32 protein-coding genes are annotated in these 20,979 nt (G+C 65.7%); 15 read left to right on the top strand and 17 right to left on the bottom strand.

Annotated features, from left to right (window positions below; genetic code table 11):
• Positions 1–57: 57 nt before the first annotated feature.
• The 16 genes from AB0P21_RS09765 to AB0P21_RS09690 all read right to left on the bottom strand — a co-directional run bounded on the left by AB0P21_RS09765 (position 58) and on the right by AB0P21_RS09690 (position 10,367).
• Positions 58–366, bottom strand: coding sequence for a hypothetical protein (locus tag AB0P21_RS09765; protein ID WP_363695253.1), 309 nt, complete (start codon positions 364–366; stop codon positions 58–60).
• The gene (locus AB0P21_RS09760; RefSeq protein ID WP_363695251.1) at positions 363–932 is read right to left on the bottom strand and encodes a hypothetical protein; all 570 of its coding nucleotides are present in this window, start codon (positions 930–932) and stop codon (positions 363–365) included. The genes AB0P21_RS09765 and AB0P21_RS09760 overlap by 4 nt, the downstream gene beginning before the upstream one ends.
• Before the next feature lie 15 nt (positions 933–947).
• On the bottom strand, positions 948–1,358 hold the full coding sequence (locus AB0P21_RS09755) for a DUF3168 domain-containing protein (RefSeq protein WP_363695250.1): 411 nt from the start codon (positions 1,356–1,358) through the stop codon (positions 948–950).
• Positions 1,355–1,696, bottom strand: coding sequence for a hypothetical protein (locus tag AB0P21_RS09750; RefSeq protein ID WP_363695248.1), 342 nt, complete (start codon positions 1,694–1,696; stop codon positions 1,355–1,357). The genes AB0P21_RS09755 and AB0P21_RS09750 overlap by 4 nt, the downstream gene beginning before the upstream one ends.
• Entirely contained in the window at positions 1,693–2,082 is a 390-nt protein-coding gene (locus AB0P21_RS09745) for a hypothetical protein (protein ID WP_363695246.1), read from the bottom strand. The genes AB0P21_RS09750 and AB0P21_RS09745 overlap by 4 nt, the downstream gene beginning before the upstream one ends.
• Positions 2,083–2,084: 2 nt before the next feature.
• A complete protein-coding gene (locus tag AB0P21_RS09740) occupies positions 2,085–2,456 on the bottom strand; it encodes a hypothetical protein (protein ID WP_363695245.1) in 372 nt (123 codons plus the stop codon).
• 14 nt (positions 2,457–2,470) lie between these two features.
• A complete protein-coding gene (locus AB0P21_RS09735; protein ID WP_363695243.1) occupies positions 2,471–3,412 on the bottom strand; it encodes a phage major capsid protein in 942 nt (313 codons plus the stop codon).
• A gap of 18 nt (positions 3,413–3,430) precedes the next feature.
• Positions 3,431–4,048, bottom strand: coding sequence for a hypothetical protein (locus AB0P21_RS09730; protein WP_363695241.1), 618 nt, complete (start codon positions 4,046–4,048; stop codon positions 3,431–3,433).
• Between the two features lie 45 nt (positions 4,049–4,093).
• Positions 4,094–4,834: a hypothetical protein gene (locus AB0P21_RS09725; protein ID WP_363695239.1), complete on the bottom strand. Its 741-nt coding sequence runs from the start codon at positions 4,832–4,834 to the stop codon at positions 4,094–4,096.
• Positions 4,831–6,324 (bottom strand): phage portal protein, encoded by a 1,494-nt coding sequence (locus AB0P21_RS09720; protein ID WP_363695238.1) that lies wholly within the window; start codon positions 6,322–6,324, stop codon positions 4,831–4,833. The genes AB0P21_RS09725 and AB0P21_RS09720 overlap by 4 nt, the downstream gene beginning before the upstream one ends.
• Before the next feature lie 22 nt (positions 6,325–6,346).
• On the bottom strand, positions 6,347–8,044 hold the full coding sequence (locus AB0P21_RS09715) for a terminase TerL endonuclease subunit (RefSeq protein ID WP_363695237.1): 1,698 nt from the start codon (positions 8,042–8,044) through the stop codon (positions 6,347–6,349).
• Positions 8,028–8,513: a P27 family phage terminase small subunit gene (locus AB0P21_RS09710; RefSeq protein WP_363695235.1), complete on the bottom strand. Its 486-nt coding sequence runs from the start codon at positions 8,511–8,513 to the stop codon at positions 8,028–8,030. The genes AB0P21_RS09715 and AB0P21_RS09710 overlap by 17 nt, the downstream gene beginning before the upstream one ends.
• A gap of 140 nt (positions 8,514–8,653) precedes the next feature.
• The gene (locus tag AB0P21_RS09705) at positions 8,654–8,842 is read right to left on the bottom strand and encodes a hypothetical protein (protein WP_363695233.1); all 189 of its coding nucleotides are present in this window, start codon (positions 8,840–8,842) and stop codon (positions 8,654–8,656) included.
• A 17-nt stretch (positions 8,843–8,859) separates the two neighbouring features.
• On the bottom strand, positions 8,860–9,324 hold the full coding sequence (locus AB0P21_RS09700) for a hypothetical protein (RefSeq protein ID WP_363695232.1): 465 nt from the start codon (positions 9,322–9,324) through the stop codon (positions 8,860–8,862).
• A complete protein-coding gene (locus AB0P21_RS09695) occupies positions 9,317–10,129 on the bottom strand; it encodes a hypothetical protein (RefSeq protein ID WP_363695231.1) in 813 nt (270 codons plus the stop codon). The genes AB0P21_RS09700 and AB0P21_RS09695 overlap by 8 nt, the downstream gene beginning before the upstream one ends.
• Complete coding sequence (locus tag AB0P21_RS09690; protein WP_363695230.1) at positions 10,122–10,367, bottom strand: hypothetical protein; 246 nt, start codon at positions 10,365–10,367, stop codon at positions 10,122–10,124. The genes AB0P21_RS09695 and AB0P21_RS09690 overlap by 8 nt, the downstream gene beginning before the upstream one ends.
• A 604-nt stretch (positions 10,368–10,971) precedes the next feature.
• Here AB0P21_RS09690 and AB0P21_RS09685 point away from each other — a divergent pair.
• From AB0P21_RS09685 to AB0P21_RS09650, 8 genes are all read left to right on the top strand, one after another.
• Positions 10,972–11,280: a hypothetical protein gene (locus AB0P21_RS09685; RefSeq protein ID WP_363695229.1), complete on the top strand. Its 309-nt coding sequence runs from the start codon at positions 10,972–10,974 to the stop codon at positions 11,278–11,280.
• A 99-nt stretch (positions 11,281–11,379) separates the two neighbouring features.
• Complete coding sequence (locus AB0P21_RS09680; RefSeq protein ID WP_363695228.1) at positions 11,380–11,781, top strand: hypothetical protein; 402 nt, start codon at positions 11,380–11,382, stop codon at positions 11,779–11,781.
• A gap of 124 nt (positions 11,782–11,905) precedes the next feature.
• Entirely contained in the window at positions 11,906–12,640 is a 735-nt protein-coding gene (locus AB0P21_RS09675) for a hypothetical protein (protein WP_363695227.1), read from the top strand.
• 110 nt (positions 12,641–12,750) lie between these two features.
• Positions 12,751–13,143, top strand: coding sequence for a hypothetical protein (locus tag AB0P21_RS09670; RefSeq protein ID WP_363695226.1), 393 nt, complete (start codon positions 12,751–12,753; stop codon positions 13,141–13,143).
• A 170-nt stretch (positions 13,144–13,313) separates the two neighbouring features.
• Positions 13,314–13,703 carry a hypothetical protein gene (locus tag AB0P21_RS09665; protein WP_363695224.1) on the top strand — a complete coding sequence of 130 codons (390 nt, stop codon included), beginning with the start codon at positions 13,314–13,316 and terminating at the stop codon, positions 13,701–13,703.
• The gene (locus AB0P21_RS09660) at positions 13,700–13,921 is read left to right on the top strand and encodes a hypothetical protein (RefSeq protein ID WP_363695222.1); all 222 of its coding nucleotides are present in this window, start codon (positions 13,700–13,702) and stop codon (positions 13,919–13,921) included. The genes AB0P21_RS09665 and AB0P21_RS09660 overlap by 4 nt, the downstream gene beginning before the upstream one ends.
• An 85-nt stretch (positions 13,922–14,006) precedes the next feature.
• Positions 14,007–14,315, top strand: a complete 309-nt coding sequence (locus tag AB0P21_RS09655; protein WP_363695221.1) for a hypothetical protein — start codon at positions 14,007–14,009, stop codon at positions 14,313–14,315.
• A gap of 115 nt (positions 14,316–14,430) precedes the next feature.
• On the top strand, positions 14,431–15,114 hold the full coding sequence (locus tag AB0P21_RS09650; RefSeq protein ID WP_363695220.1) for a hypothetical protein: 684 nt from the start codon (positions 14,431–14,433) through the stop codon (positions 15,112–15,114).
• A 104-nt stretch (positions 15,115–15,218) separates the two neighbouring features.
• Here the strand turns inward: AB0P21_RS09650 and AB0P21_RS09645 are convergent, their stop codons facing one another.
• The gene (locus tag AB0P21_RS09645) at positions 15,219–16,415 is read right to left on the bottom strand and encodes a helix-turn-helix transcriptional regulator (protein WP_363695219.1); all 1,197 of its coding nucleotides are present in this window, start codon (positions 16,413–16,415) and stop codon (positions 15,219–15,221) included.
• Positions 16,416–16,665: 250 nt separating this feature from the next.
• Here AB0P21_RS09645 and AB0P21_RS09640 point away from each other — a divergent pair, with 250 nt between their 5' ends.
• The 7 genes from AB0P21_RS09640 (at position 16,666) to AB0P21_RS09610 (ending at position 19,822) form a co-directional block, all read left to right on the top strand.
• Entirely contained in the window at positions 16,666–16,833 is a 168-nt protein-coding gene (locus AB0P21_RS09640) for a hypothetical protein (protein ID WP_363695217.1), read from the top strand.
• Positions 16,833–17,138 (top strand): hypothetical protein, encoded by a 306-nt coding sequence (locus tag AB0P21_RS09635; protein WP_363695216.1) that lies wholly within the window; start codon positions 16,833–16,835, stop codon positions 17,136–17,138. Before AB0P21_RS09640 ends, AB0P21_RS09635 begins: the two co-directional genes overlap by 1 nt.
• Before the next feature lie 177 nt (positions 17,139–17,315).
• Complete coding sequence (locus tag AB0P21_RS09630; protein ID WP_363695214.1) at positions 17,316–17,675, top strand: hypothetical protein; 360 nt, start codon at positions 17,316–17,318, stop codon at positions 17,673–17,675.
• Positions 17,668–17,871, top strand: a complete 204-nt coding sequence (locus AB0P21_RS09625; protein ID WP_363695212.1) for a hypothetical protein — start codon at positions 17,668–17,670, stop codon at positions 17,869–17,871. Before AB0P21_RS09630 ends, AB0P21_RS09625 begins: the two co-directional genes overlap by 8 nt.
• A 247-nt stretch (positions 17,872–18,118) precedes the next feature.
• Positions 18,119–18,379 (top strand): hypothetical protein, encoded by a 261-nt coding sequence (locus AB0P21_RS09620; protein ID WP_363695210.1) that lies wholly within the window; start codon positions 18,119–18,121, stop codon positions 18,377–18,379.
• Positions 18,380–18,387: 8 nt separating this feature from the next.
• Positions 18,388–19,305 carry a DddA-like double-stranded DNA deaminase toxin gene (locus AB0P21_RS09615; RefSeq protein ID WP_363695209.1) on the top strand — a complete coding sequence of 306 codons (918 nt, stop codon included), beginning with the start codon at positions 18,388–18,390 and terminating at the stop codon, positions 19,303–19,305.
• The gene (locus AB0P21_RS09610; RefSeq protein WP_363695208.1) at positions 19,298–19,822 is read left to right on the top strand and encodes an Imm1 family immunity protein; all 525 of its coding nucleotides are present in this window, start codon (positions 19,298–19,300) and stop codon (positions 19,820–19,822) included. Before AB0P21_RS09615 ends, AB0P21_RS09610 begins: the two co-directional genes overlap by 8 nt.
• The last annotated feature ends 1,157 nt before the right edge of the window (positions 19,823–20,979 follow it).

Genomic DNA, 20,979 nt, shown 5'->3' with positions numbered 1-20,979 from the left:
CCTTGCCCGCCCAGACATCGCGGATGTCCAGGCCGTAGAACCGCTGGAGGTCGGCTTCTACATGCTGGGGAAGGGCTTCAAGTAGGGCGGCGGCCCCTGCGCTTCCCCCATGTCGATGCCGTACGCCTCCTGCATGATTGCTTCGAGGTCCTGCATCGACGGGCGGGTCTTGAGGAACGCCTCGGCCTGGTCGCCGAACAGCTCCCGCGCGGCGGCGGGGATGTCCATCTGGGCGGTGTACTGGGCGAACATGATGGGCATCTCGACCGGTGCATGCAGCACCAGGTCATCCACGACAATTTCGACGCTCTCGCCCTTGGCCTCGCGGACCTGCGCGCGGCGGGCGTTCAGATCGATCCTGGTCACGGGGCCACCGCCATCCCGGCCTTGTCGAAGTACAGGACCTGCGGGGCCGCGTTCTCCGTGCCGAGCATGGTGACGGTGACACCGAGCGTGGACATCTCGCCCTTGTTGAACGTGGTGTCCTCGCGCTCGGTGACCTTGGCGTGCCGGTAGAACACACCGACGTTGTGCGCCGAGCTGGTCAGCACGTTGAGGAACACGGCCCAGTCCTCGGTCTCGCCCATTGCAGGCGGGGTGAAGGTCGTAGTGGTGGCCTCGGTGTCATCCCAGGTGCCACCGTTGAACAAGAACTCCACGGTGTGGCGGTTCCACTGCGCCAACGCGGCAGAGATGGACGAGGCTTGGCCGGTGGTGACGATGTCCCAGGGGAACGCCATCTGCCAGACGTTCATGTCCTCGGTGTCCTCGTCCAGCGGCGTGTAGCTGACGCCGTCGTCGCTGATGAGTCCGAGGTAGGACCAGGGGGCAGCCGCGAGGGCTGCGAAGTTGGCGGGCTGCGGGGTCGGGTAGGGCGCGACGTAGATGCCGCCACCCGCCCCGACGACCGGCTTGGTGTCGAGGGTAGGCATGACTGAGTGCTCCTGTCAGGGATGGCAGGTCACGGTGATTTCGCTGACGTAGCGAGGCCGTGCGTGCCCGGCCGAGTCCGGGGACTCGGCATCGGGTGAGTAGGTGGTTGAGGTCGGGACCACGCGCGTGACGTAGCCCTCGGCATAGGCGCCGGGCAGGTTGAGCAGGGCAGCCATCACGGCGGCGGTGAGTTGCTGGGCATCGACGTGCCGTAGTCCGTAGACGGTGACGGTGACGTTGGGCTGGGCCAGCCCGAAGCCGCCCACGGGCGGCCCGCCGCTGCGCTGGATGAGCACGAGCGGGTAGGCCCGTTCGTTGGGCAGGTCGGTGTAGACGCGGCCGGCCGTCGCCTCAGCGGTGGCGGTGTCGGCGCGCAGGTAGCGCGAAATCAGCCCTTCGATATCGACTTCGGCATACGTGCTCACGCGATCCCGCGCATGCCGGGGACGAACCGCAGGCCGCAGGTGATGACGGCATTGCGGATCGGGGCGCGGGCCGGGAACGGCCGTCCGCCACGGACCGGGCTGGGGCCTGCTCCGTACTCGATCCAGTTCCACTTGAAGTCGCGGATGTAGATCCGCACCCTCGCGTCGGCGAAGCCCATGTGGCGTACGTCGATCGAGGCGTCGTAGTGGCCGGAGCGGTGCGGAGCCAGCGCGGGGATGGTCTCGGCGACCGTTTCGGCGGCGGCCTGCATCGCGACGTGCATGAACGGCTCACGCTTCATGGCCGCAATGCCCTTGTGGTCAACGGAGAACTTCATGCGGTGGACGACCTCCGTCCGGTGACTTCGACGTGATGGACTTGCCGGCCGTTGCTGGACAGCGCGCGCCAGAACGCCGGGTCGCCGTCGACTTCCACGCGGCCCACCTCGTCGATCTCCAACCAGGAGAAGGAATCGAGGGTTGCCTGTTCGGTGGGGTCGGCCGGTGGCTTGTGCGCGAGCACATCGGCGGCCGGAAGCAGCACGAGATAGATGTCGTCCGACGACCGGCCGTCCGGGGCTTCCAGGCGCGCTTGGATCTGGCAGTAGCAGCGGCTGGGATAGGAGTCCTCGGCGTAAAGGACGTTGCCGTGCGCGTCGCGGCCATCCGGGTAGCGGGTGTGCACGGTGCAGGGCCGGTTGAGGCGGCGGTCGAGATAGCTCATCGCTACGCCAGCTCCACGATGACTGAGGCGACGGTGCGGCGCTGGGGGCGACCCATCAGGCCGTCCAGCACCGACCGCTCATCGGCGGTGAAGGTCAGCGGATCACCGAACCCATCGGCATAGCTGACGCTGGTCGACCCGACCGACTCCGACCTGATGCCGATCGGTACCGCATCGGCCCGGAACGCCTTCATCACCGTCAGGTAGACCAAGACGTTGCGATACGCCGCGTCTACCGCTGTCGCTTGCGGGCCGAGGTAGGCCCAGACCAGGGCGGCGATCACGCCGAGCCTGGCCCGGACCTGCGGCTCAGTTGCCTTGGGCACCTGCGTGCCGGTGATGGTCTCGTAGTCGGTGATCGTGACTTCGAGCACGACAGACCCCTGCGTTACGGGGTCTTCGGGGCGAGGATGGCGAACGGGAACGCGTTCGCGGGAGCGCCCGGCATCTTCGGGGCGACCGTGGTGAAGCCCATGCGGATCTTGAGCCGCATTGCTAGCGCGTCCTGCTCGGCGAGGTTGATGTCGCCGACCGTGGCCTGGTCGAGCATCTTGACGGTGATGTCTTGGCGCATCACGATCCACGCGAGCTGCGGGTCACCCATCAGAGCGAGGGCCTTGGTGTTGTCCCAGATCCCGCGGGACGCGTAGGACACCGGTACGCCGAACGGTGCAACGGCGGAATCAGAGGTGAAGTTGTTCGCCAGGATCGGCTGTCCCTGGGCGTTGGTCGCGGTGCGGAACACGCCCTTGAGCTGGGGGCCGGCGAACGCGCGCTGCACGTCGTAGCCGTCGTTCTCGACCAGTTCCATGGTCTCGGCCCAGTCCATGACGATGTCGTCGGTGGACTTGAAGGTGTTGCCTGCGGCGATCGCGCGGCCGACGAGACCGCCGACCGGGAACGCGGCCGGGACGGCGGAGCCGTCGGGGGCCTGACCGAAGAACACGGTCTTGTCGACCAGGCGGCCGATGGCCTCCACGGCGCGGGTGCGGACCTCGCCCCACAGGTCCACGGTGGAGTCGTCCAAGACGTTCTCCGGGATGACCACGATCGTCGCGGCCTCCTCGACCGAGACGGTGGCCGAGTCCCACGACATGGTGGTGGTGGGCTTCTTGGCCACATCGACGTCTTGTCCCTGAGGGACCGAGAGCCACTGGGCGTTGGGCAGGGTGTCGAGGATGTTGTAGCGGAGCACCGAAGTGCCGACATTCACGCGCCGGAAGCTGCTGAGGGCAACGGATGCCTCAGCTGCGGCCTGCAGAATCTCGGACGAGCGCTCCTCGATGATCAGCGCGGCTGCGTCCGCGCGAGAGATGTACGAGGTGGGCACAACCCCTCCTTGAAGGGTTCATCGCCGGGGCCTCAGCGCCTCCCGAAGCTGGTCACTCACGCTCTTGGAAGCGGGTGCGGTCTTGCGGGGGCCGAGGTCGGCATGCGGATGGGGCGGTTGGTTGCCATCGGCATCAACCGCGAGGATCGGGTACTTCTCCAGCACCGCTTCCACCTGCGCTTTGAGGGCGTCCTGATCCACCGTTCCGTCGTCTGCGATGTCGATCGCGGACAGGTCGAGATGGGGCAGGGCGAGGTCGGGAGCCTTCACCAGACCGGTGAGCAGGGAGACCGCTGCACTGCGCACGGCGAGCGTGCGGTACTTGGCGCTCCACTCCTGGTCGGCCTTGGTCTTGGCTTCCTTGCGCGCCTGGTCGAGCGCCTTGTCCTCGGCGGACTTGGTCTGCTCCTCCAGGGATTCCAGCCGGGTCATGGCGTCGGCGAGTGCCTTGTCACGGCGCTTGGCTTCGGACTCCCAGTGACGCGCCTGACGCTTCGCTTTCGCGAGGTCGTCCTCAGGCGGTGTGGTGGTGTTCGGCTGGGTCTCCTGGCCCTCGGCGGGCTGAGTCGATCCCTGCTGGGTGGTGTCAGTGGGCTGCTGTCCCTCGGCGGGACCAGCGGTTGGTGCGTCGGGCATGGCTGCCCTTCCTTGGGTTGTGGCCCCTCGGCGGGGCGACGGGTGTTACGCGGCCAGGTCGCGCCGCTGCGCGATCGACGCGAGAGCGCGGTCACGTTGCGCGGTGAGGTCGCGTTTCAGCTCCCGCACCTGCGCCAGCTCGACGCGGCTGAAGGTGCGGCGGACTCGGTAGATGGGCTGCGGTAGCAGCACGCACCGACAGTTCGGGTGCGGCTTGGCCCATCGCTCGGTGACGTCGTAGATCACCGAGCCAGTGAGGTTCGGGTTGGTGCGGGCGGCCAGGCGGCGGCAGAACCCGCAACTGTCGGGTTTGGCTTCGCGGCGGTAGCCCTGGAGGATCGCGTAGTTGTCGCCCATGAGGCGTTGCAGCTCGGCCTTGGACACCGAGTCCAGATGGTTGCCCGCTGCCAGCGCGAGCCGGTCGAAACCCTTGCGCATGGCCTCGGCCCGGTCGATGCCCGCTTCCAGCAGGTTCGCCGCGTGGAGGGGTCCGGCGCTGTAGAGGGTGGTGGCCAGCTCGGGCCGGTTCTTCAGCAGTACGGCGGCGCGAAGATCGACGCCGAGGCCGTGGCCGAGCATCAGGTCGATGAACCACAGCACCGTCTGGGCGCGGGCGGTGGTCGCGACATCCTGCACATCGCTCAGCGCGCGGTCGGCAACGTCGTCGTACCAGTCGTCCAAGATGTACTGGGGCCGCAGGTCCGGCCAGTCGCCGGACAGAACCGCGGTGGCCAGGACGGCGGCATTCCTGATGACCTTGCGCCAGGCGTCGCCGGTCTGGCTCACGCGGCGCCGGCCGTGGGCTCAGGCTCTGGCTTGGTCGCTTCCTTGCCGGTGGGGACGGTGCGTGTGCCTTGGCCGATCGCGAGGCCGAGACCGGCTTCGGTCTGGGTCTCCTCGGCGAGCATCTCTTCCCACTTGGCGGCTTCCTGCGGGGAGGCTCCCCAACGCTCCCACAGCACCTTTCGCGGTACGCCGAGCGTGGACATCTTCAACAGCGCGTCCACGATCTCGCCTTCACTGCGGGCCTCAACGTCGTCCCACAAGACCCCGATCTGCATGTCGGTCGCGAGGGCCTGGTTGCCTGCGGCCAGAGCGCACAGGCGGATGGTGTCGGCCCATGCCTCGCCGTAGGTCTGGCGGCGGTTGCCGACCTTGCGGGACAGGCCATACTCGGTGGCCCGGACCGATTCCCCGGACGGGAAGTTGCCCATGCCAGCGGTCAGGTAGTGCGGGGGAGTCCGGCTCTGGGTGGCCAGCGCCTGGATGTCTTCGCGGTTGGCCTCGAGGAAGCCGGTGGGGCTGGCGGCCGGGAACTGGCCGAACTGCGTGTCCGGCGCGAAGGCGGTCCACAGCCGGTCGACCTCGGTATCGAACGGGGAGATCGGTTCGCCGTCCTCGTCCAGCTCGACATCGATCCCGGTCACGTACCGCTGCGGGAACGCGAGGTACTCCTGCGTCAGGAGGCGGTGGTAGTTGGTGCGGTTGATGCGGTCCTGGATCGGGATGACGCCCTGAATCTCCGAGCTGGTGCCGCCCTCAAGATCGGGCTGGGTCGGCATCCACACGAACGGGACGACACCCATGGGGTTGTCCAGAAAGGGACCGCCGTCGTCGTCGGGGTCGCGCGGGACGATGTCGATCTGGGCCAGGTCGACCGACATGGGCGCGGTCACCGGGTACTTGTCCAGCACCTCCAGTGCCTGGGCCGACCGGAACCGGTACACACCTTCGGGCCGGTACAGCGACACGTACAGGTGCCGGGGTGCGCGCAGCGATTCCCAGACCTTCACGGCCTCGGTCGGCTCGCCGGTGATCTCGTCACGGCGTACGTGGACCTGTAGCGGGGATTCGCCGTTGATGCGTGGCGGGAGCTGGTCACGCGGCCAGACGGAGGTGTAGGTGTAGCCGAACTTGAGCGCCGACAGGTGTACCGCGGCCTGGTGGAAGTCCATGTTGTTCGCCTGCCAGAACTCCCAGGCGTCCTTGTCCAGCTCGCCGTCCTTGGATGACTTGATGCCGCCGACGACCAGGCGCTCGTTGACCACGTCGACCACCAGCCGGGTCCAGTTCGACACGGCCATGGCGAGGAGGTCTTTGTGCTTCTGGGTCAGGCGGCGGGGCTCTTTCGGCATGGCCTGGATACCGGCGTAGTAGTCGTCGTACAGCTGGAGCTCCGGGCGCAGATCGCCGAGTTCCTTGGCCATGGCCTTCGCGGTCGCGATGGCTTCGTCGTCGGCCAGTCGTGCGCCGCCGGCCGTGGGTTGATCAGCCATCAGGGCGCACCTCCTACAGGGGTTAGCGGAAGCCGTGACCGACGCGCTTGCGCTGCGTCAGCTGGCCTCGGGTGGTGTACGCACCGACCGCGAGCGCGGCCGGAATGACGGAGTCGATCCGCTTCCCGCCGGTGTTGCGCGGGGGCTTCACGGGCTTGATCAGGTCGGGGTTGTCCACGCCGCGCTTGATCTCGACGTTGTCGAAACACCACGCGGCAACGGGGTTGCCGTGGTGCTTCCAGGTCTGGTCGACGGTCGCCGACATGAGCGCGTTCATCGGACCGGTCATGCCCAGGAAGCTGGGTTCATTGGCGACCTTCGGGACGCGGCCCATGAGGGTGTCCAACTCCTGGCGGACGTACTCGCCCGACCATTTGTCGTAGGTGACTTCGCGGGGCCGGAACGGCTTGAGCCAGGCGGCAATGTCTTCGCACAGCAGCTTGAAGTCGATGACCGCGCCGTCGTGCAGGGTCAGCCATCCGGCTTTCACCCACTGCGACGCCATCTCGTTGCTGGCTTCGTCCAGCGACCCGAGGGTGTCTTCGGGGATCCAGTGCCGCCAGATCATGTCCCCGGTCTCGGGGAAGTACGCCGCGCACGAGGTCAGGTCGTGGCGGGCCGACAGATCGAGACCGACCCAGCAGTCTTTGCCCTTCAGGGCCTCGGTGCCGTAGTCGGGTGTGAGCCAGATGTCTCCGGTGCACTCGGCGTAGGCGTGCATCGGCATCCACCGGGTGGACTGCTTGACCCACTGGTTCAGCCGGAACTGGCGGAACGCGTTCTCTTTGCTCGGGTCGTTCTTGGCTTCCTCGGCCTCTTGGCGCAGGGCCTCCAGAGACAGGTAGTCACCCAGTGCGGGGTTGGCGTGCGGCCACAAGGACTCGTCCCAGGGGTCGGCGTCCATGGGGATGTTGCGCAGGTACACGAACCGGTGCCGTGCTCGGTTGGGGTCGTCGGCGATCTTGACGCACTCGATGTGCTCGGCGTGCGCGAACGACGACAGGTCATCGCCGGCCGTGGTCGCGGCGATCATCAACGGCTGGGTCCGTGCGCCCATCGCCGTGCGCATCGAGTTCCACAGTTTCGAGTCCGGTTGTGCGATGACCTCGTCGAACAAGATCGCGTGCGGGTTCTGGCCAAGGTTGCCCAAGGCGTCGCGGGCGACTGTGGTGTAGAAGCTGCCGGTCGACGCGACGACGATGCGCTTGGTGCTGGTCATCGTCTTCAGGCCGATCTTGGCTGCGTTGCGCTGAAGTACCGGGGACAGCGCGCACATCCGGTCGGCGACATCCCAGACGATGCGGGCCTGGTCGCGGTCGCGGGCGGCGCCGTAGATTTCCGCGCCTTCCTCGCCGTCCATGATCAGCAGGTAGAGCGCGATCCCGGCCAGGAGTTCGGATTTGCCGTTCTTGCGGCCCAGCTCGATCCAGCCCATCGAGAAGCGACGGGTGTAACAGTCGGCCTCGTCGTTCCAGCGAACATCGCCGAACAAGGGCTCGATGATGTCGGTGCGCTGCCAGTCGGTCAGGATGAACGGCTTGCGCGCCCACCGGCCCTTCGTATGCACCAGGGCGGTGTTGAAGAACAGGACGGCGTGCAGTGCGCGAGGCTCGCAGCGGTGATCGCCGCGGGCCTCGCACAGCGGCAGCTTTGCCCACCTGCGGTGCTGTCCCTCGGACCAGGTCTCGTGGCAGAGCGGCAGGTCAGCCGAAGAGGGCATCTGCGCCCGCCTCAGCCCCTACGCCCTCGTCCTGCAACAGCGTCGCTTTGAGCGCGGTACGCGACGAGCTGGTGCCGCCGAATTGCTGCGCCAGCGACTGTGCGGTCTTGAGCGCGGCCTGCCACTCGCGCCGCACGGTCAGAGCCTTCGGGCCGCCGTCCTTCGGGTCGCGCTCCAGCAGCGGCGAGCGCAACAACGCGCGGCCCAGCCGCTCGGCGTCGACCACGGCCGTGACGTACTGGTGGAACATCTGCTCATCTGCGGCCCGGACCCATGGCCACTGCGCCAGCGAGAAGGCGAAAACCTGCCGCCAACGGACCTGCCACTCGTCCTCGCCGGCCGTCCAGTCCGGCAGCGAAACCGCAGTCTCGGAGACCTTCGGCTCATCGAGATTCAGCTGTCGCTTGTCCGTCACGCCCTTGAGCAAGGTGAGCGCTGTTGGCTCCTTGGCGGGTCCACGCTTGCCCATGGCGGCCCTCCTGTCTGTAGTTGTCTGCTGTTTCAGGGCAGGCGAAGACACCGGCTCCGTATGGGGGGTGGGTACGGAGCCGGTGTCGCTTCCCCGAAGCGCCGCCGCGCCCCGTGGGGGAGGGGCGGGCGGACGTGTGGTTAGGCCGACCCGGACAGCGAGTTGGCGATGCTGGTCATGGACCGGCGCTGGTTGCCGGTGACCGGGTTGACCCGAGATGGCGCGGTGGCCGAGTTCGCCCAGGCGAAGACGTTGCCCAGGTTGTCGCCTCCGCTGTACCCGGCCTTGCGGGCACGAGCGAGGATCTGACGACGGCGAGCCTCAGTCATGGCTTCCCTCCTCTCCTTCAGTTGGTGGAACGGTTGTCCTCGACGCTCATCGCGTAGGCATCCCACGAGGTGTCGCGGCGAGCGTTGGGCCAGACAGGATCGGCGGGCAGCTCGATCCCTTGCCTGCGGGCGATCTCGCGGCCATCGAGGTAGCGGGTGCCGAGGTCGCGCCAGTTGATGGCGGCCAGGAAGGCGTCTCGCTGGGCTTGGGTGGCGAAGCAGACGCACAGCCAGTAGTCGGAGTTGGTGGCCAGCTCCATCCGCTCGGCCTCGCGGTCCTTGCGGTCGCGGAAGCCTTGCGCGACGGCGTCGAGTTCGGCGGCGGCGTCGGCCTCAAGGTCGGCGATGTACTCGATGCCGTCGAGGGGGCGCGGTACGGCGCTGTCCAGGTCGGAATCCGCGGCTTGGCTGGCCTGGTCCTCGCCGTAGCCGATCACGTCGTCGGGGTTGTAGCCGACGACCTCGAAGTCGTCTTCAGACATCTGGGGCGTCCGTTTCCCCGCGCCGCCAGGAGTCCAGGCCCACGAGGGGATACAGGTCTGTCAGGGCGCGGTAGTCCTCGGGGAAGGTGTCGCGGATCGGTTTGGTGAACCGGTGGTCGAGGCCGTCAAAGGACCGGCCGAACAGGTGGTAGTCGACCGGGAGCCGGGTGCCGGTTTCCTCGAGTACGCGGCGGATGTCGCGGACGTAGTAGTCGTGGATCGGGTAGAAGACCCGTTCGTTGGGCCGCCAAGGGCCATGCTTGTTCAGCAGCATCCGCCGCATCGGGGAGTCCGCCGATCGCACGCCATGGGCCACCCACGGCCGGTGCTCGGTAAGGCCCAGTTGCTCGGCGATCAGCTCGTAGATGTCGGGATAGGTGAAGTCGGGGAACTGAGCGCCCCAGATCACCGGCAGATTGCTCGGTGTCTGAAACACCGCATCGTTGAGAAACCGGAACACCGACCGGTTCGGCAGACGCAGGATCGGCCGCCCGAACTCCAGCTCGTAGTAGTCCAACGATCTGTTCACGAACCCCAGATGCGGACTGAGGTACAGGTGGTAGGGATGGATGTTCTCGGCGGGCCAGTACTCCAACAGCCGATGCCAGGTGGCGATCGAGTCCTTGCCAGCCGAGAAGCCCAACAAGACGTGATCGGTGCGTTCGCGCACCCAGGCGCAAAGGCCGGCCGAGTCCAGCCAGGTGCCAGCCGCCGAGATAGGCCGTTCGTCAGATGCGTAGGGCTCCCAGCCGGGCAGCAGCTCGCCCTGGGCCGCCTCGGGGACGGCATCCCACAAGTCAGTCACCGGCACCCCAACGGTTACCGAGGGTGAGCAGACCGATTACATGTGAGTAGAGCATGTGCGGTGCGCAGAGCAGGACGCCACGATGACTGCCGCTCTCCAAGTCCTGGACGTTGGCGAGCAACACCCACTCCGTCAGCACCGGATTTCTGAGGTCTACTTCATCGTCATCAGACGTGAATTCGCCAGCCAGGCTGGAAAGTAGGTCATTGAGTCGGTCGATCACACCGGCTTCGGACATGTCGACGCTCCAATCGATCAGGTGTTCGGATGCTCGCCCAGTCCCGGGCAGGGGTGACTGGAAAGCGGTTACCGCCAGAATTTGTCAAGCCCCAAGTTGTTGAGGCAGGCAGGGCGTCAGAAGCTGCAAAAGTGACCCTGTGTCACCTTCCGGCGATAGGATCGGGTGTTCCACCCGATCCACCCCGAGAGGGGCCGGAGCGGGGCGGACTCGCAACCTGACAAGTCCACACCGCGCGACCTCAGAGCCCGCTGTACGGCTGCCTAGCGGCACGCCAGGGCACGAACACAGGCCGCACCTGCCCACGGATGGCCCAGGCGGACTCATCGCCCCACAACGGCCAGCAACGACAGGGACCGCATACGCGGTCCGCTCACCGGTACGGCAGGGAACGGACCGGGGAACCGGCAGCGCGGTGGAGGCAACGCACCTTGACATCTCAACAGTGAGTGCTCTCTCTTCACCCATTCGGTTGTGTGAGGCAACAGTTACCACCCTCATAAGCCCTGGCATGCCGCCAGGCCGCTAGGGCTCTGCTGTTGCCTCCGCACTGCCCGATGGGCGGGCATGCCGAGCCATCAACTCGGCGAATGAGGGGAGCAACATGTTTGTTGACGAGCGGATCACCAAGCTGGACAGGGATTCCGTCGCCTTCGTCACCACACGACAGGACCAGGCGATGTACTACGCCTGGGGCGCGATCGACACGCTGAAGCGCCTAGACCCCGAGTTCGGGGACTGGTTCAGCGATGACGACGTGTGGAACTTCGGCCACGCTGCCTTCACCGGCGGCATCACGTTCCGGCTCGGTGAGACGACCATGCTTACGTCGGTACAGGACCTGTGGGACGAGTTCTGCCGGGACAAGTTCGGGATGTTCATCGTCGTCACGTTCATCTCGTCTGAGGACTGAGGGTGAGGCACCGGCCAATCGGTCGGTGCCTGGCCTGCTGTCACTCAGGCAGCACACCGCCTAGCCATCAACTGGGCGGACAGTGAGGGGAGCAATGCAATGGCTGATGTCACCTGCGCGCACTGCGGGGAACCGTGGGACGCGCACCATCTGCGACACGACATGAGCTGGTACCAGTGCCAGGACTGCAAGAGAACCGTCGTGAAGCACACAGACGGAAGCTGGCAGACCAAGGGGCGACCCTGGGAAGGATCACCGGGCAATTGCACACACCCACTCGGCGGCGTCCTGCACTGGGACGACAGCTACGCCGAAGGCACCCCGGACGAGGTCGCAGCTAGTACCGATCCACAGGCATGGTTCACGGTCGTCATCGCCGGCCGTGGCTGCCCGGACTGTGGGGTAGTCGGCGAACGGCCAGATACCGAGCACGGCGAGGCCAACTTGATGGCGTTGCTTGACTCGGCAGTGTTCGACGGTGATCCAACCGAATACCTGTAGGAGGTCCGAGCCAGTCGTCTGGCCGCCAAGAATCGCGATTCCTGAATCTTGGCGGTCGGGCAACCTGCTCGCGAGCAGGCCAGCCGGGGCCATCAAACCCGGCGCTTACCCGAGGGGAGCAGTCGTGACAATCACGACAACGAATGAGAGCACTGTCAGCTTCGACAACGCCCGCTGGTCGATCGGGCTCGCCCGACAGGTCGAGTGGGTGCGCCTCAACCGTGAGGACAACCTCGCGGTTGTCCAACTTGAGGATGGCCACCAGGTCGGCCGCGAGGTCACAGACCTGGTCGCTCCGTACCGTCCCGGCACCGTGGTGTCAGGGCGTCGCAGCAGCGACAACCAACTCGTGCAGGGACTGGTCACTGAACGATCGGCCAGTGGCCTGACCGTGTGGACGAGCCGAGGGGTCGACTGGTACGGCTGGGAAGCCGGTGCCGCCGACCGATGGTCGGAGGTCACCAGTGTTGTGGTCCAAGAGCTGGTGCGTAGCTTCTGGCAGCATCACCAAGAGACGCTACGCGCTGAACGCCGAGCCAGGCAGCAGGTCGTCACAGACCATGAGGTCTGGAAGTCCAATGTGGCCGAGCGTTTGCACACGGAGGCGAACGACCGCAACTACTGCGAGGACTTCGACGACATCATGGCGGCGATCGGCCTGCCGCGCCGGGAGTACGACTACGACGTGGAGGTCGACGTGACCACCACGACTCGGGTCGTCGTCCGGGCTCGCGGGACCGATGTCGAAGACGCCATGCAGAACGTGGAAGGCTCCGAGGTGCGAGAAGCCTTCCGTCACAGCGAACGGCGTGGTGACTGGTCCGAAGACTGGTCCGCAGTAGACGCGGAGAAATCCTGACAGTGCAGCGCTAGCGCGTTGCCCGCGCCATCCCTCTCCGGAGGGGTGGCGGGGGTTGCCCGCTAGGGCATGGGGGCTTCCGGCAAGAGCCGGAGGTGAGAGGAGATGGGATGACACAGCCAGCGCAGGTGCCGTGCGGCTTCTGCGACGTGGCCCAGCGATGGCCCGATCATTGCCCCGGCGATCCACCCGACGACCACTGTCTCGGAGAGATCGACTACCGGCATGCGGTGGGCGATCACCGGCGCTGCGTCGCACCAGACTGCACTGGTGCTCTGCTGGTCGCGGAGGTCGCGGTCCAAGGCAGCCACTTCGCTCGCTCCGAAGGAAAGGCGTTCGCGGTGGTCAACACGTTGACCGAACCGTGGACCTTCCGCTCGTTCGACCGTCTGCAACAGGCCAAGCCCTACCGCAGCTACTGCGGCAAGGCGGCCGGTGCCACCTGGTCGATCGAGTTCAAAGGAGCGGTGTTCGTCGTGACCGCCAACGGCGTCGTGCTCTAGTCCCAGCTTCCCCGGCCACGTCCGCGCCGGCCGTCTGATGACGGTCGGCCGCGGGCCTGGTCCTGCCCCACCTCGTGACCGTCCCGGTGAACCGCCGAGTCCCAACGAGCAAAGGGGATCCGGTGGTCCGCCGAGTCAGTCAGTGAGACTGGCTTGAAGGGAGCACCCAAGTGAAGAAACGCAGTTTGGGATCGTTTCTACCGCAGAAGGACGACGACAGCTACGCCTCCCATCAGGGCGCGCTGCTGTGGTCCGAAGCGGGCTACGAAGCGATGATCAAGACCATTGCCTCGGGCATCGATGGCTACACGTCCGTCATGGACCAGTTTGCCAACGCCGAGGACGGGCCGATCGATGAGAACCAGTCGGTAGGCATCGGCCAGATCCTGCACGGATTCGTCGGCCTGCTCAACGGCGACATCGGCCGGTTCAACGCGACCTGCCTGGATTCGTGGGCTCGATACAACGCCGCCTTGGTCGGCTACTGCCTGAACCATCAGGACATGGCCTACAACTGCCGGTGCGGCGTGGATCGCGTCCGTGAGGAGGCCGGGGTTTGAAGACCAGGCCCCGCTACTACACCCTGCGGCGCGGACACCACAACGTCCGGCCGTGGGGCGAGCTGACGATCGTCGGCGAGGTCATCCACCAGGCGGTCCCGCCGTACCGGTGGCAAGCGCGCCTGCCGGAAGGCAGGTATCTACCCGATGCCCGAACCACCTACACCACGCGGGAAGAGGCAGCGGAAGCGCTGCTGAAGGAGGCCGGTTACGAGTAGTCGAGTAGTGGAGCATCCGCCAGGGGACCCATCACCCCTGGCGGGTGTGCTGCGACTCGGCAGCAAACGAAGGGAGCACCCGACAATGACCGACGCATTCTGGAACGCCGTCGAAGCCCAGCTCGTAGAGCTGGAGACCGCCGCCACGGCAGACGACGTCCTACGCATCCTCTCCCAAGAACGTAACCCGTACGGGCCTGGCTCATCGTCCGCTGATGGCTTCTTCGCCGGATCGGGCGGTGACGGGTCAGTCATGGGTTCGCTGGAAAAGGCAGGATGGTCGGTGACGTGGTCAGAAGCCAGCTACTACTGGGTCATGGAGGCCCCCAACGGGGACAAGATCAGGTACGTGGAAGGCGACATCTACCGAGGAGACCGGACCGTCACTGAGTAGGTCGAGAGGTTGAGCATCGCGCAGGGACGGCCATCAAACGCCCCTGCGCGGTGTGCTGCAACTCGGCAGCACCGGGGGCCATCAAACCCCGGGCAAATGTAGGGGAGCAATCAGAATGGCAGAAGAGAGCAACAACGCGCAGGACCAGTCCTACTACGCCTTGGTCGTGGACGCGTTCCACGAGGGCGAAGGGCTGCGAGACCAGTACGCGGGGTTCGGCCCGTTCTTCCTCGAGGAGCTGGACGAGCAAGAGGCAAACCTTCTCGCGTTCGGCGCAGAGGTGCTTGCTGAAGGCCCGTTGTACTGGGTGGACGGCACGCCAGCGGTCGACTTCGGCGTGACGAGGATCAAGCTGGCCGGAACGGTTCCGGTCACGCGGGATCAGAAGCCGGTAGATCGCGCCGTGATCATCCATGCGGACGAGTCACGTCCGATCGAGGTCCGCTACCTCAGGTCAGGGATCGAGGAGTACTACGAGCTGATCGGCTCGGAGGTGCTCGAAGCCATCGAGCCTGCGCACGACACCCCGCCGGCCGTGAGCGGTTGGATCGGGTGGCGAGACGAAGACAGCAAGCGCAAGGGCTCGCCAATCAACCGGCGCGCCACCAACCTCGGGGCCGTCATCGGCTGGTCCGGTCACCCCGATGACCACTTGAACGGAACGATCGTGTTCATCGGGTCCACGGAGAACGGCGACTTCAAGGATGTCCCAGAAATCCTGGTGACGATCTGCGCCGAGATGCGATGCGACATCCAGTCGTACGACCGCAGCGGCGTCCTGGAGGACACCAACCGGTAGGCAGGGGAGAGAGCACTCACTGAGAGATGTCATGCGAGAGCCCCGGTCCGCTTCGGCGGGCCGGGGCTCTCTGCGTTTCAGGCTGCCTCTGATCTGTCGACTCATCAGAGCGCGGAGAGCAACCCCATGCGGTCGGCCAAGCCGCGCAGCTCGATGCCCCCGGCGTCGCGCCGGGCACGATGCACCAGTTCGGAGACGATCTCGCGCGCCCAGATGCTGTTCCGTGTCCTGGTCGGCCCCAGCTTGTCGGCCTTCTTGAGCAGGCTGACCACCTCGGCGTCATGGCCGTGCAGTGAGTGCAGCGCCCTTGCGTGGTCGATGAAGAACGCGACGCGACGGGACTTGGCGGGGATGTCGGATGCTCGGATTTCACGGGCGACCTCAGCGGCCTTCACCGGATCATCGGCCTCGAGAGCGATTGACATGCGCCACTGGTTGACGTTGGTCCGAGAGAAGTTCATCCAGAAGGCGTTGGTGCCGCTGGTCCGCTTGGCCGCCTCCATGGCCTCGCGGATGGCCTCCTCTGGGTCATCACCGCGGATCTGGGCTGTGAACGCCGTTGTGATGACCGACGTTCCGTAGATTTCAAAATCGGCCTCAGTCTTGGGCGATGTCAGCAGTGCGGCTGCGTTCTGGGCGAGCCGGTCGGCCCGCTGGTACGCGCCAAGGCCGATCAGAGCCTGTGACCGGGCGAACTCGGACGCGGCGATATACAGCGGGTCGTCCAGCATGATCGCGGCTTGATGGCCGCGTTCGGCGGCGACCCAAGCGAGATCGACTGCGCCGAGGCTCTTGAGGAAGAGGGTGGTGGTGTGCGTTGCCTGGACGATGGATCGCAACGCCGCCGTTCCGTCATTGCCGCCACCCACCGCCGTGGAGTGAAGGTCGGTGATCAGGCCGGGAAGGGCATGGCCAACCTCCAGATCGCGGCAAAGTTGGCGCCACTCGGCGACCTGCTGAGTCGTGGTAGCCAGTTCCGTCATCGCCCGCAGCGGGGCATCGGCCGGCCCCTCCAGGCCGCTCGACAACAAAGCGATGCGGATGTCCGGCACCGAGCCGATCACGTCGCCGTCTGACTGCTCGACCAGGAAGTGATCGCCGATCAGGTCGGCGATGGAGACCCGGAGCGCATCGGCGATGGCCTTGATGGTTGTCCGCTTGTCGAGACTGGCGTTGTTGTTCTCGATCTTGGAGAGGTAACCCTTAGACAGGCCGGACAGGTCCGCCAGCTCTTGCAGCGTCAGGTCGCGCCACTTACGGAGTCGGCGGATCTCCTGCCCGATGTTCGGGATGTTGTCCATGCAGCTAACGGTACCTGACTGAGTTTCCCGGCGGGAAACTTTGTCTCACCAATGTGTCGTAGCGTTCCCGCTATGACACGTACAGCAATGACGCGGGGGAGAGCGCTGCGGGCTCAGCACGCTCTGAGCGAGGCCGAGATGGCGATCTACATCCGCCGCTGTCCGCCTGAACATCGCTGGGCATTCGGTCCCTACTTACGTGGCGAACGCGACCTGGCTGGTGATGAAATCGGCGAGGGAGTGGACGATCGTGACTGATCGTCGGGTCTGCGTCTGGTTCGGACAGCACCTGATCATCGACAGGACCGACGACGAGGCGAAGGCCGTGCGCTACGAGGCAGCCATGCGTCGCCGCTTCGCATCACTGCGGGTCACCAGTGAGCCGGTCTCACCAGCCGACTTGGCCGGTGTTCGGTGATGCGCCGAGGTGAACTCTTCCGCTACCGCGACCCGTCCGGAGTCAGCGGGACCGGCGTCGTTGGCCTGGTGGTGGAGTTCCCTCCGAACGAGGACGGAGAGCAGTGGATCGCCCTCAAGTGGCTCGGGAAGTTTCCCAGCCTGACCTTTTGGCCCAGCATCGAAGGGCTGCTTGAGATTCACGGTCACCTCGGCGCGTCCGAGGTGCGTTGGTTCGATCCCGACCCATTTGACCCTGACGACGAGGAAATGACCGGGCAGGAGCGCGCGGCGCTCGCCTGGCAGCGGCACGACGAGCCGACCTGATCCGGCGCGGCTGGCGTGCCGATATGCCCCTGAATCCGCGCCAGTCGCGCCTTCCAACCCCTCTCATCGCAGGCCCTCCTCTCCTGCGAAGAGAGCTACGGGGAACGGACCCTCGGTCCCGGCAACCTCATCCGGGATCGGGGGTCCATCCGTCTCAACCACACAAAAGGAAGCCACATGCGTTACCCACCAGTCGATGAGCGCGATGGCCGCGATGAACCAGCCGACATCATCACTAAGGATCGCGCCTACTGGTACGCGCTGGGGTTCATCAGCGGTAACCCAATCATGGGCGGCCTGTTGCTGTCCTATCTCGAAGATGGCCTGCCGCCCAACGTGGACCCCCGGGACGAGAAGACCGCTGTGGACGCAATGTGTCTGATGTTCGCGGAGTCCTTCCACAACGAGTGCCCGCACGGCGATACGGCGCTGGGGTTCGTCCAGTGGATGGCCCTGGTGATGGACCCGCAGGTGGGGCCGCCGCCGCCCACTCCGCTCCGGGTCGTTCCCGGTTTGGCCGGTGCCGACTATGACTAAGACGCGCAGCAAAAGCGACGTGCAGCTGAAGTTCGGCTTCGAGAAGATCTCGCTTGGAACCCAATTGAGCGAGGGCGAGCGCGCTGGGCACGAACGTGCGGACGCGCGATGGATTCCTGGTCTGCCAGGGCAGGAGCGGCTATTGGAGGCCATGCTCCGCAGCAAGGCAGGAGGACTGTCGTGGAACGCAGGCTGACCGGGCCTGAGCGTGCCATCTGGGCAGTAGAGGACCCAGACGGATACTCCGCTCACTGTAGGGCCGAGGCCGAGGCGGCTGCGATTGCCACGATCAAGGACATGGACGAACAGCGGAGGGCCGCGACTCGGCGTCGCATCTTGCGAGTTCTCGGTCTCCGCACTCCCCGTGTTCGCCGGCCGTCGGGAGGCTGAAGGACCTAACAAAAAGTGTTGCTCGCAGTTCCCGCCCCAGTAAGGAGATTGAGATGTCAGACGTTCAGCGGCTCAAGGAGCAGTTGCACCAGGTGTCGATGGAGGCCAAACAAGCAGCGGGTGGGCTGGCCGGGTTCAAGCTGAAATTCACCCAGCACAGTCAGCAGGTGCAGAGCCTGATCGCAGGTACCGCGACCGGGGCGGACCGCGACATCTCGGAGATCCTGGATGCGGCAAGCAAGGCCGTCGAGCAGGCAGCCGAGGCTCTGGAGATTGCATCGGCAGGGGCCAAGAGCTACGCCGACCAGATCTAGGGCACGACGTGCCCTCCGATCTCCAGCAGGTCGCACAGGGACTGGTCGAGTGCCTTGATCAGGCTCCCGGGATTCTCCAACACTTGCAGCGGACGGCCGGGCGGTGTCGTGAGAACGCCGCTGTCCTCGCTCAGCTCGGGGCTTCGACGGCTGCCCAGCAGCTCGATGCTGCGGCGCGGGCATGCGACGAGGCAGCTCACTACCTGTCCCTGGCTCCGCCGAAGGCCAAGGGCTGGGCCGAGCGTCTGATCGGAGCCCATCTCGATGGGAGCCGCCAACCAGACGCAGGATCGGCGGGCCGCAATCCGTTGACGGCGGCGGGACCGAAGGCGGCGGAGGATAAGCGGGACGCCGGCCGTGGTGATGCACGGGGACGACCCGAGTCCGCTCCCGACCGGCAAGGCGACGAGGCTGAGCCCAGTGACCGAGAGGCGACGCCTGAACCTGGCAAAGGCGGAGGATCTGGCGGGAGCGGGCGCGCGTCGCTCCCCACGAATTCGCCTGACGAGCCGGAGCCTGCACCGTTCTTCGGAGACTTCTTACGAGGGCTCCCTGTCCGTCCGAAGGAGGACAGTCCCACGGCGGGCGTCCTCACCAGGATTGACGGGAAGGGCGCCTATCCGTTGGACAGCGGCGATGGACCCGGCCGCGGGAGTCCTGGACTCTCTGGCCGCAACGCGAGGTTGATGGTTGCTCAAGACCATGTGGAGGGGCACGCTGCGGCGCTAATGCGCCGAGCTGGCGCTCCGAGAGAGGCGACTCTCTACATCAACAATCCGCCGTGTGGGCTATTCGGAAAGCCGAAACGACTAGGCTGCGACAAGACTCTGAAGTACCAGCTTCCGGTTGGATCGAAGCTGACGATTTACTGGCCAGGCGGCTACAAGGTCTACATAGGAGAAGAGGGCGAGCCCGAATATGAGTGAGCACGTCGAGGCGACCTACCAGAGCGGCGACACTGACCGGAGCGAAATCATCCAATCGCCTGAGCAGCTTGAGGCGCTGATGGACGAGGCCGCCGCTCATGAGTACCCGGTTTGGCTCGAACTCGTGATACCAGGCGAGACCGAAGGGGTTTTCGACAACACGGTGCTGTGGATCGGTCTGGGTGCCCCGTTCAGCTCGCTCATGTACACCGAGAGGGGCAAGGACGGTAACCGGTACGACTCGGTGGGAACGCTCGGTGCACCCGATGGGGCCACCTTCGGTTATGGAGGTACGCCAACTTCGATGCCAGCGGGCAGCGCCATCGAAGTTGCCGCCGCTCGCGCCGCCGCCATTGAGTTTCTGGCAACTGGGCAGCGATCGAGCAAGGTGGACTGGGTTATCTACGATCCGCCGTACGTGGAGCCGGAGCCATTCAGCTGGGGCGATCTCGAGGAGGTCGAGCCCGGAGAGCCTGGGCCGCAGCCATGGGAAGCACACACCACCAAGACCGACTGATCCACCGTGAGTTCAGCAGTGAGCATCATCAAGGAGGCGGGACCCTACGTTGTGGCCCTCGCCGGTATGGGCGCGGGCTACTTCGGAGGCCGGAGAACGGGACGTGAGTCGCGCCACCATGCGCGGGTCGAGGCTCTGTATCAGGACATGCTCGACGACCTCGCCTACCAATCTCGACGTACTCATGATGCAGTCGGGGTCGACACGTTCGGGGCCGGGCCACCTGGCCCGGAGATACCCCCGGTCAGCAACTCGCGCATCCAGCTTTACGCCAGCCCAGCGGTCTCGGAAGCGTGGGGAGACGCGCTATTCGCCTTGCAGGTTTTGGGCAGCGAGGGGAAGACGGAGTACGGGACTCAGTTCATCTTCAAGAGCTACGCCGCCGACAAAGCCTTGCTCGCGGCCATGCGAGACGATCTCGGAGTTCCCAAGGGTCCGCTCCATCAACGCGCCAGGCGCAGAGCTAAGGAAGTCCAGAAGGCAGTAGCACGACGGCGCGCCACGTGGAAGCGGCGGCGAAGTCCCGCCCAGGTACGTCCGTAGTGATGTTGCCAAAACCTCCGGCCGCGCGAAAATGCCTGGCCGGGGGTTGTTGGATCTGACTTGTGCGCTTGTGCACCCCCCACCCTTAGGTTGCCTAGGGCAACGGTCAGTCCGGCCTTGGATCGCCGCTCGGCGAGTCGACGCCAGACACCGGCTGTGCGCGCCAAAGTGAGGGTGTGTCTGTTGCCCTAGGCATGTACCTAGTAGGCGGTTGGGTGATGCCTAGGTGCAGGGTTCTAGCTCTACGGCAGCATGGGCGCACTCGCACCAGTCGAGGTACCAGGTTCCCAGTGCGCGCGGTAGGGCATAGGGCCAGGCTGTGTGTCTGTTGGCTTGCTCGACTGCCTCATGCCATAGCTCGATGTACAGGGGCTGTAGGTGTAGGGGCTCGGAGCAACAGACTGTCCATCCTGCACTGTCGCTGTGCCTGTGTACCTGTGGCCTACAGGGGGTGTCTGTGGGTGCTGTGTGTGGGGCCTGCACCGGGGTCACTCCCTCAGCTCTGACGGTGAGGGCAGCTCGTCCACGGCGTACGCATGGCCGCCTACCCATACAACGCAGTCCTCTGGCTGTGCCTCGCGCTCCTCGCGGGCGTAGTCGTACGGTCCGTCTTG

Source organism: Kribbella sp. NPDC056861 (assembly GCF_040687575.1).
In the GTDB taxonomy this organism is placed as follows: Bacteria; Actinomycetota; Actinomycetes; order Propionibacteriales; family Kribbellaceae; genus Kribbella.
Note: the sequence above shows the minus strand (reverse complement) of the source record. Positions and strands in the feature narration are given on the sequence as shown.

Excerpts from the sequence above, each read along its gene's own strand:
- AB0P21_RS09715 (WP_363695237.1), bottom strand. The coding sequence starts at position 8,044 with ATGCCCTCTTCGGCTGACCTGCCGCTCTGCCACGAGACCTGGTCCGAG.
- AB0P21_RS09745 (WP_363695246.1), bottom strand. The coding sequence starts at position 2,082 with ATGAGCTATCTCGACCGCCGCCTCAACCGGCCCTGCACCGTGCACACC.
- AB0P21_RS09710 (WP_363695235.1), bottom strand. The coding sequence starts at position 8,513 with ATGGGCAAGCGTGGACCCGCCAAGGAGCCAACAGCGCTCACCTTGCTC.
- AB0P21_RS09760 (WP_363695251.1), bottom strand. The coding sequence starts at position 932 with ATGCCTACCCTCGACACCAAGCCGGTCGTCGGGGCGGGTGGCGGCATC.
- AB0P21_RS09650 (WP_363695220.1), top strand. The coding sequence starts at position 14,431 with ATGGCAGAAGAGAGCAACAACGCGCAGGACCAGTCCTACTACGCCTTG.
- AB0P21_RS09730 (WP_363695241.1), bottom strand. The coding sequence starts at position 4,048 with ATGCCCGACGCACCAACCGCTGGTCCCGCCGAGGGACAGCAGCCCACT.
- AB0P21_RS09685 (WP_363695229.1), top strand. The coding sequence starts at position 10,972 with ATGTTTGTTGACGAGCGGATCACCAAGCTGGACAGGGATTCCGTCGCC.
- AB0P21_RS09690 (WP_363695230.1), bottom strand. The coding sequence starts at position 10,367 with ATGTCCGAAGCCGGTGTGATCGACCGACTCAATGACCTACTTTCCAGC.
- AB0P21_RS09680 (WP_363695228.1), top strand. The coding sequence starts at position 11,380 with ATGGCTGATGTCACCTGCGCGCACTGCGGGGAACCGTGGGACGCGCAC.
- AB0P21_RS09705 (WP_363695233.1), bottom strand. The coding sequence starts at position 8,842 with ATGACTGAGGCTCGCCGTCGTCAGATCCTCGCTCGTGCCCGCAAGGCC.
- AB0P21_RS09620 (WP_363695210.1), top strand. The coding sequence starts at position 18,119 with ATGTCAGACGTTCAGCGGCTCAAGGAGCAGTTGCACCAGGTGTCGATG.
- AB0P21_RS09630 (WP_363695214.1), top strand. The coding sequence starts at position 17,316 with ATGCGTTACCCACCAGTCGATGAGCGCGATGGCCGCGATGAACCAGCC.
- AB0P21_RS09645 (WP_363695219.1), bottom strand. The coding sequence starts at position 16,415 with ATGGACAACATCCCGAACATCGGGCAGGAGATCCGCCGACTCCGTAAG.
- AB0P21_RS09635 (WP_363695216.1), top strand. The coding sequence starts at position 16,833 with ATGCGCCGAGGTGAACTCTTCCGCTACCGCGACCCGTCCGGAGTCAGC.
- AB0P21_RS09610 (WP_363695208.1), top strand. The coding sequence starts at position 19,298 with ATGAGTGAGCACGTCGAGGCGACCTACCAGAGCGGCGACACTGACCGG.
- AB0P21_RS09625 (WP_363695212.1), top strand. The coding sequence starts at position 17,668 with ATGACTAAGACGCGCAGCAAAAGCGACGTGCAGCTGAAGTTCGGCTTC.
- AB0P21_RS09655 (WP_363695221.1), top strand. The coding sequence starts at position 14,007 with ATGACCGACGCATTCTGGAACGCCGTCGAAGCCCAGCTCGTAGAGCTG.
- AB0P21_RS09750 (WP_363695248.1), bottom strand. The coding sequence starts at position 1,696 with ATGAAGTTCTCCGTTGACCACAAGGGCATTGCGGCCATGAAGCGTGAG.
- AB0P21_RS09670 (WP_363695226.1), top strand. The coding sequence starts at position 12,751 with ATGACACAGCCAGCGCAGGTGCCGTGCGGCTTCTGCGACGTGGCCCAG.
- AB0P21_RS09720 (WP_363695238.1), bottom strand. The coding sequence starts at position 6,324 with ATGGCTGATCAACCCACGGCCGGCGGCGCACGACTGGCCGACGACGAA.
- AB0P21_RS09700 (WP_363695232.1), bottom strand. The coding sequence starts at position 9,324 with ATGTCTGAAGACGACTTCGAGGTCGTCGGCTACAACCCCGACGACGTG.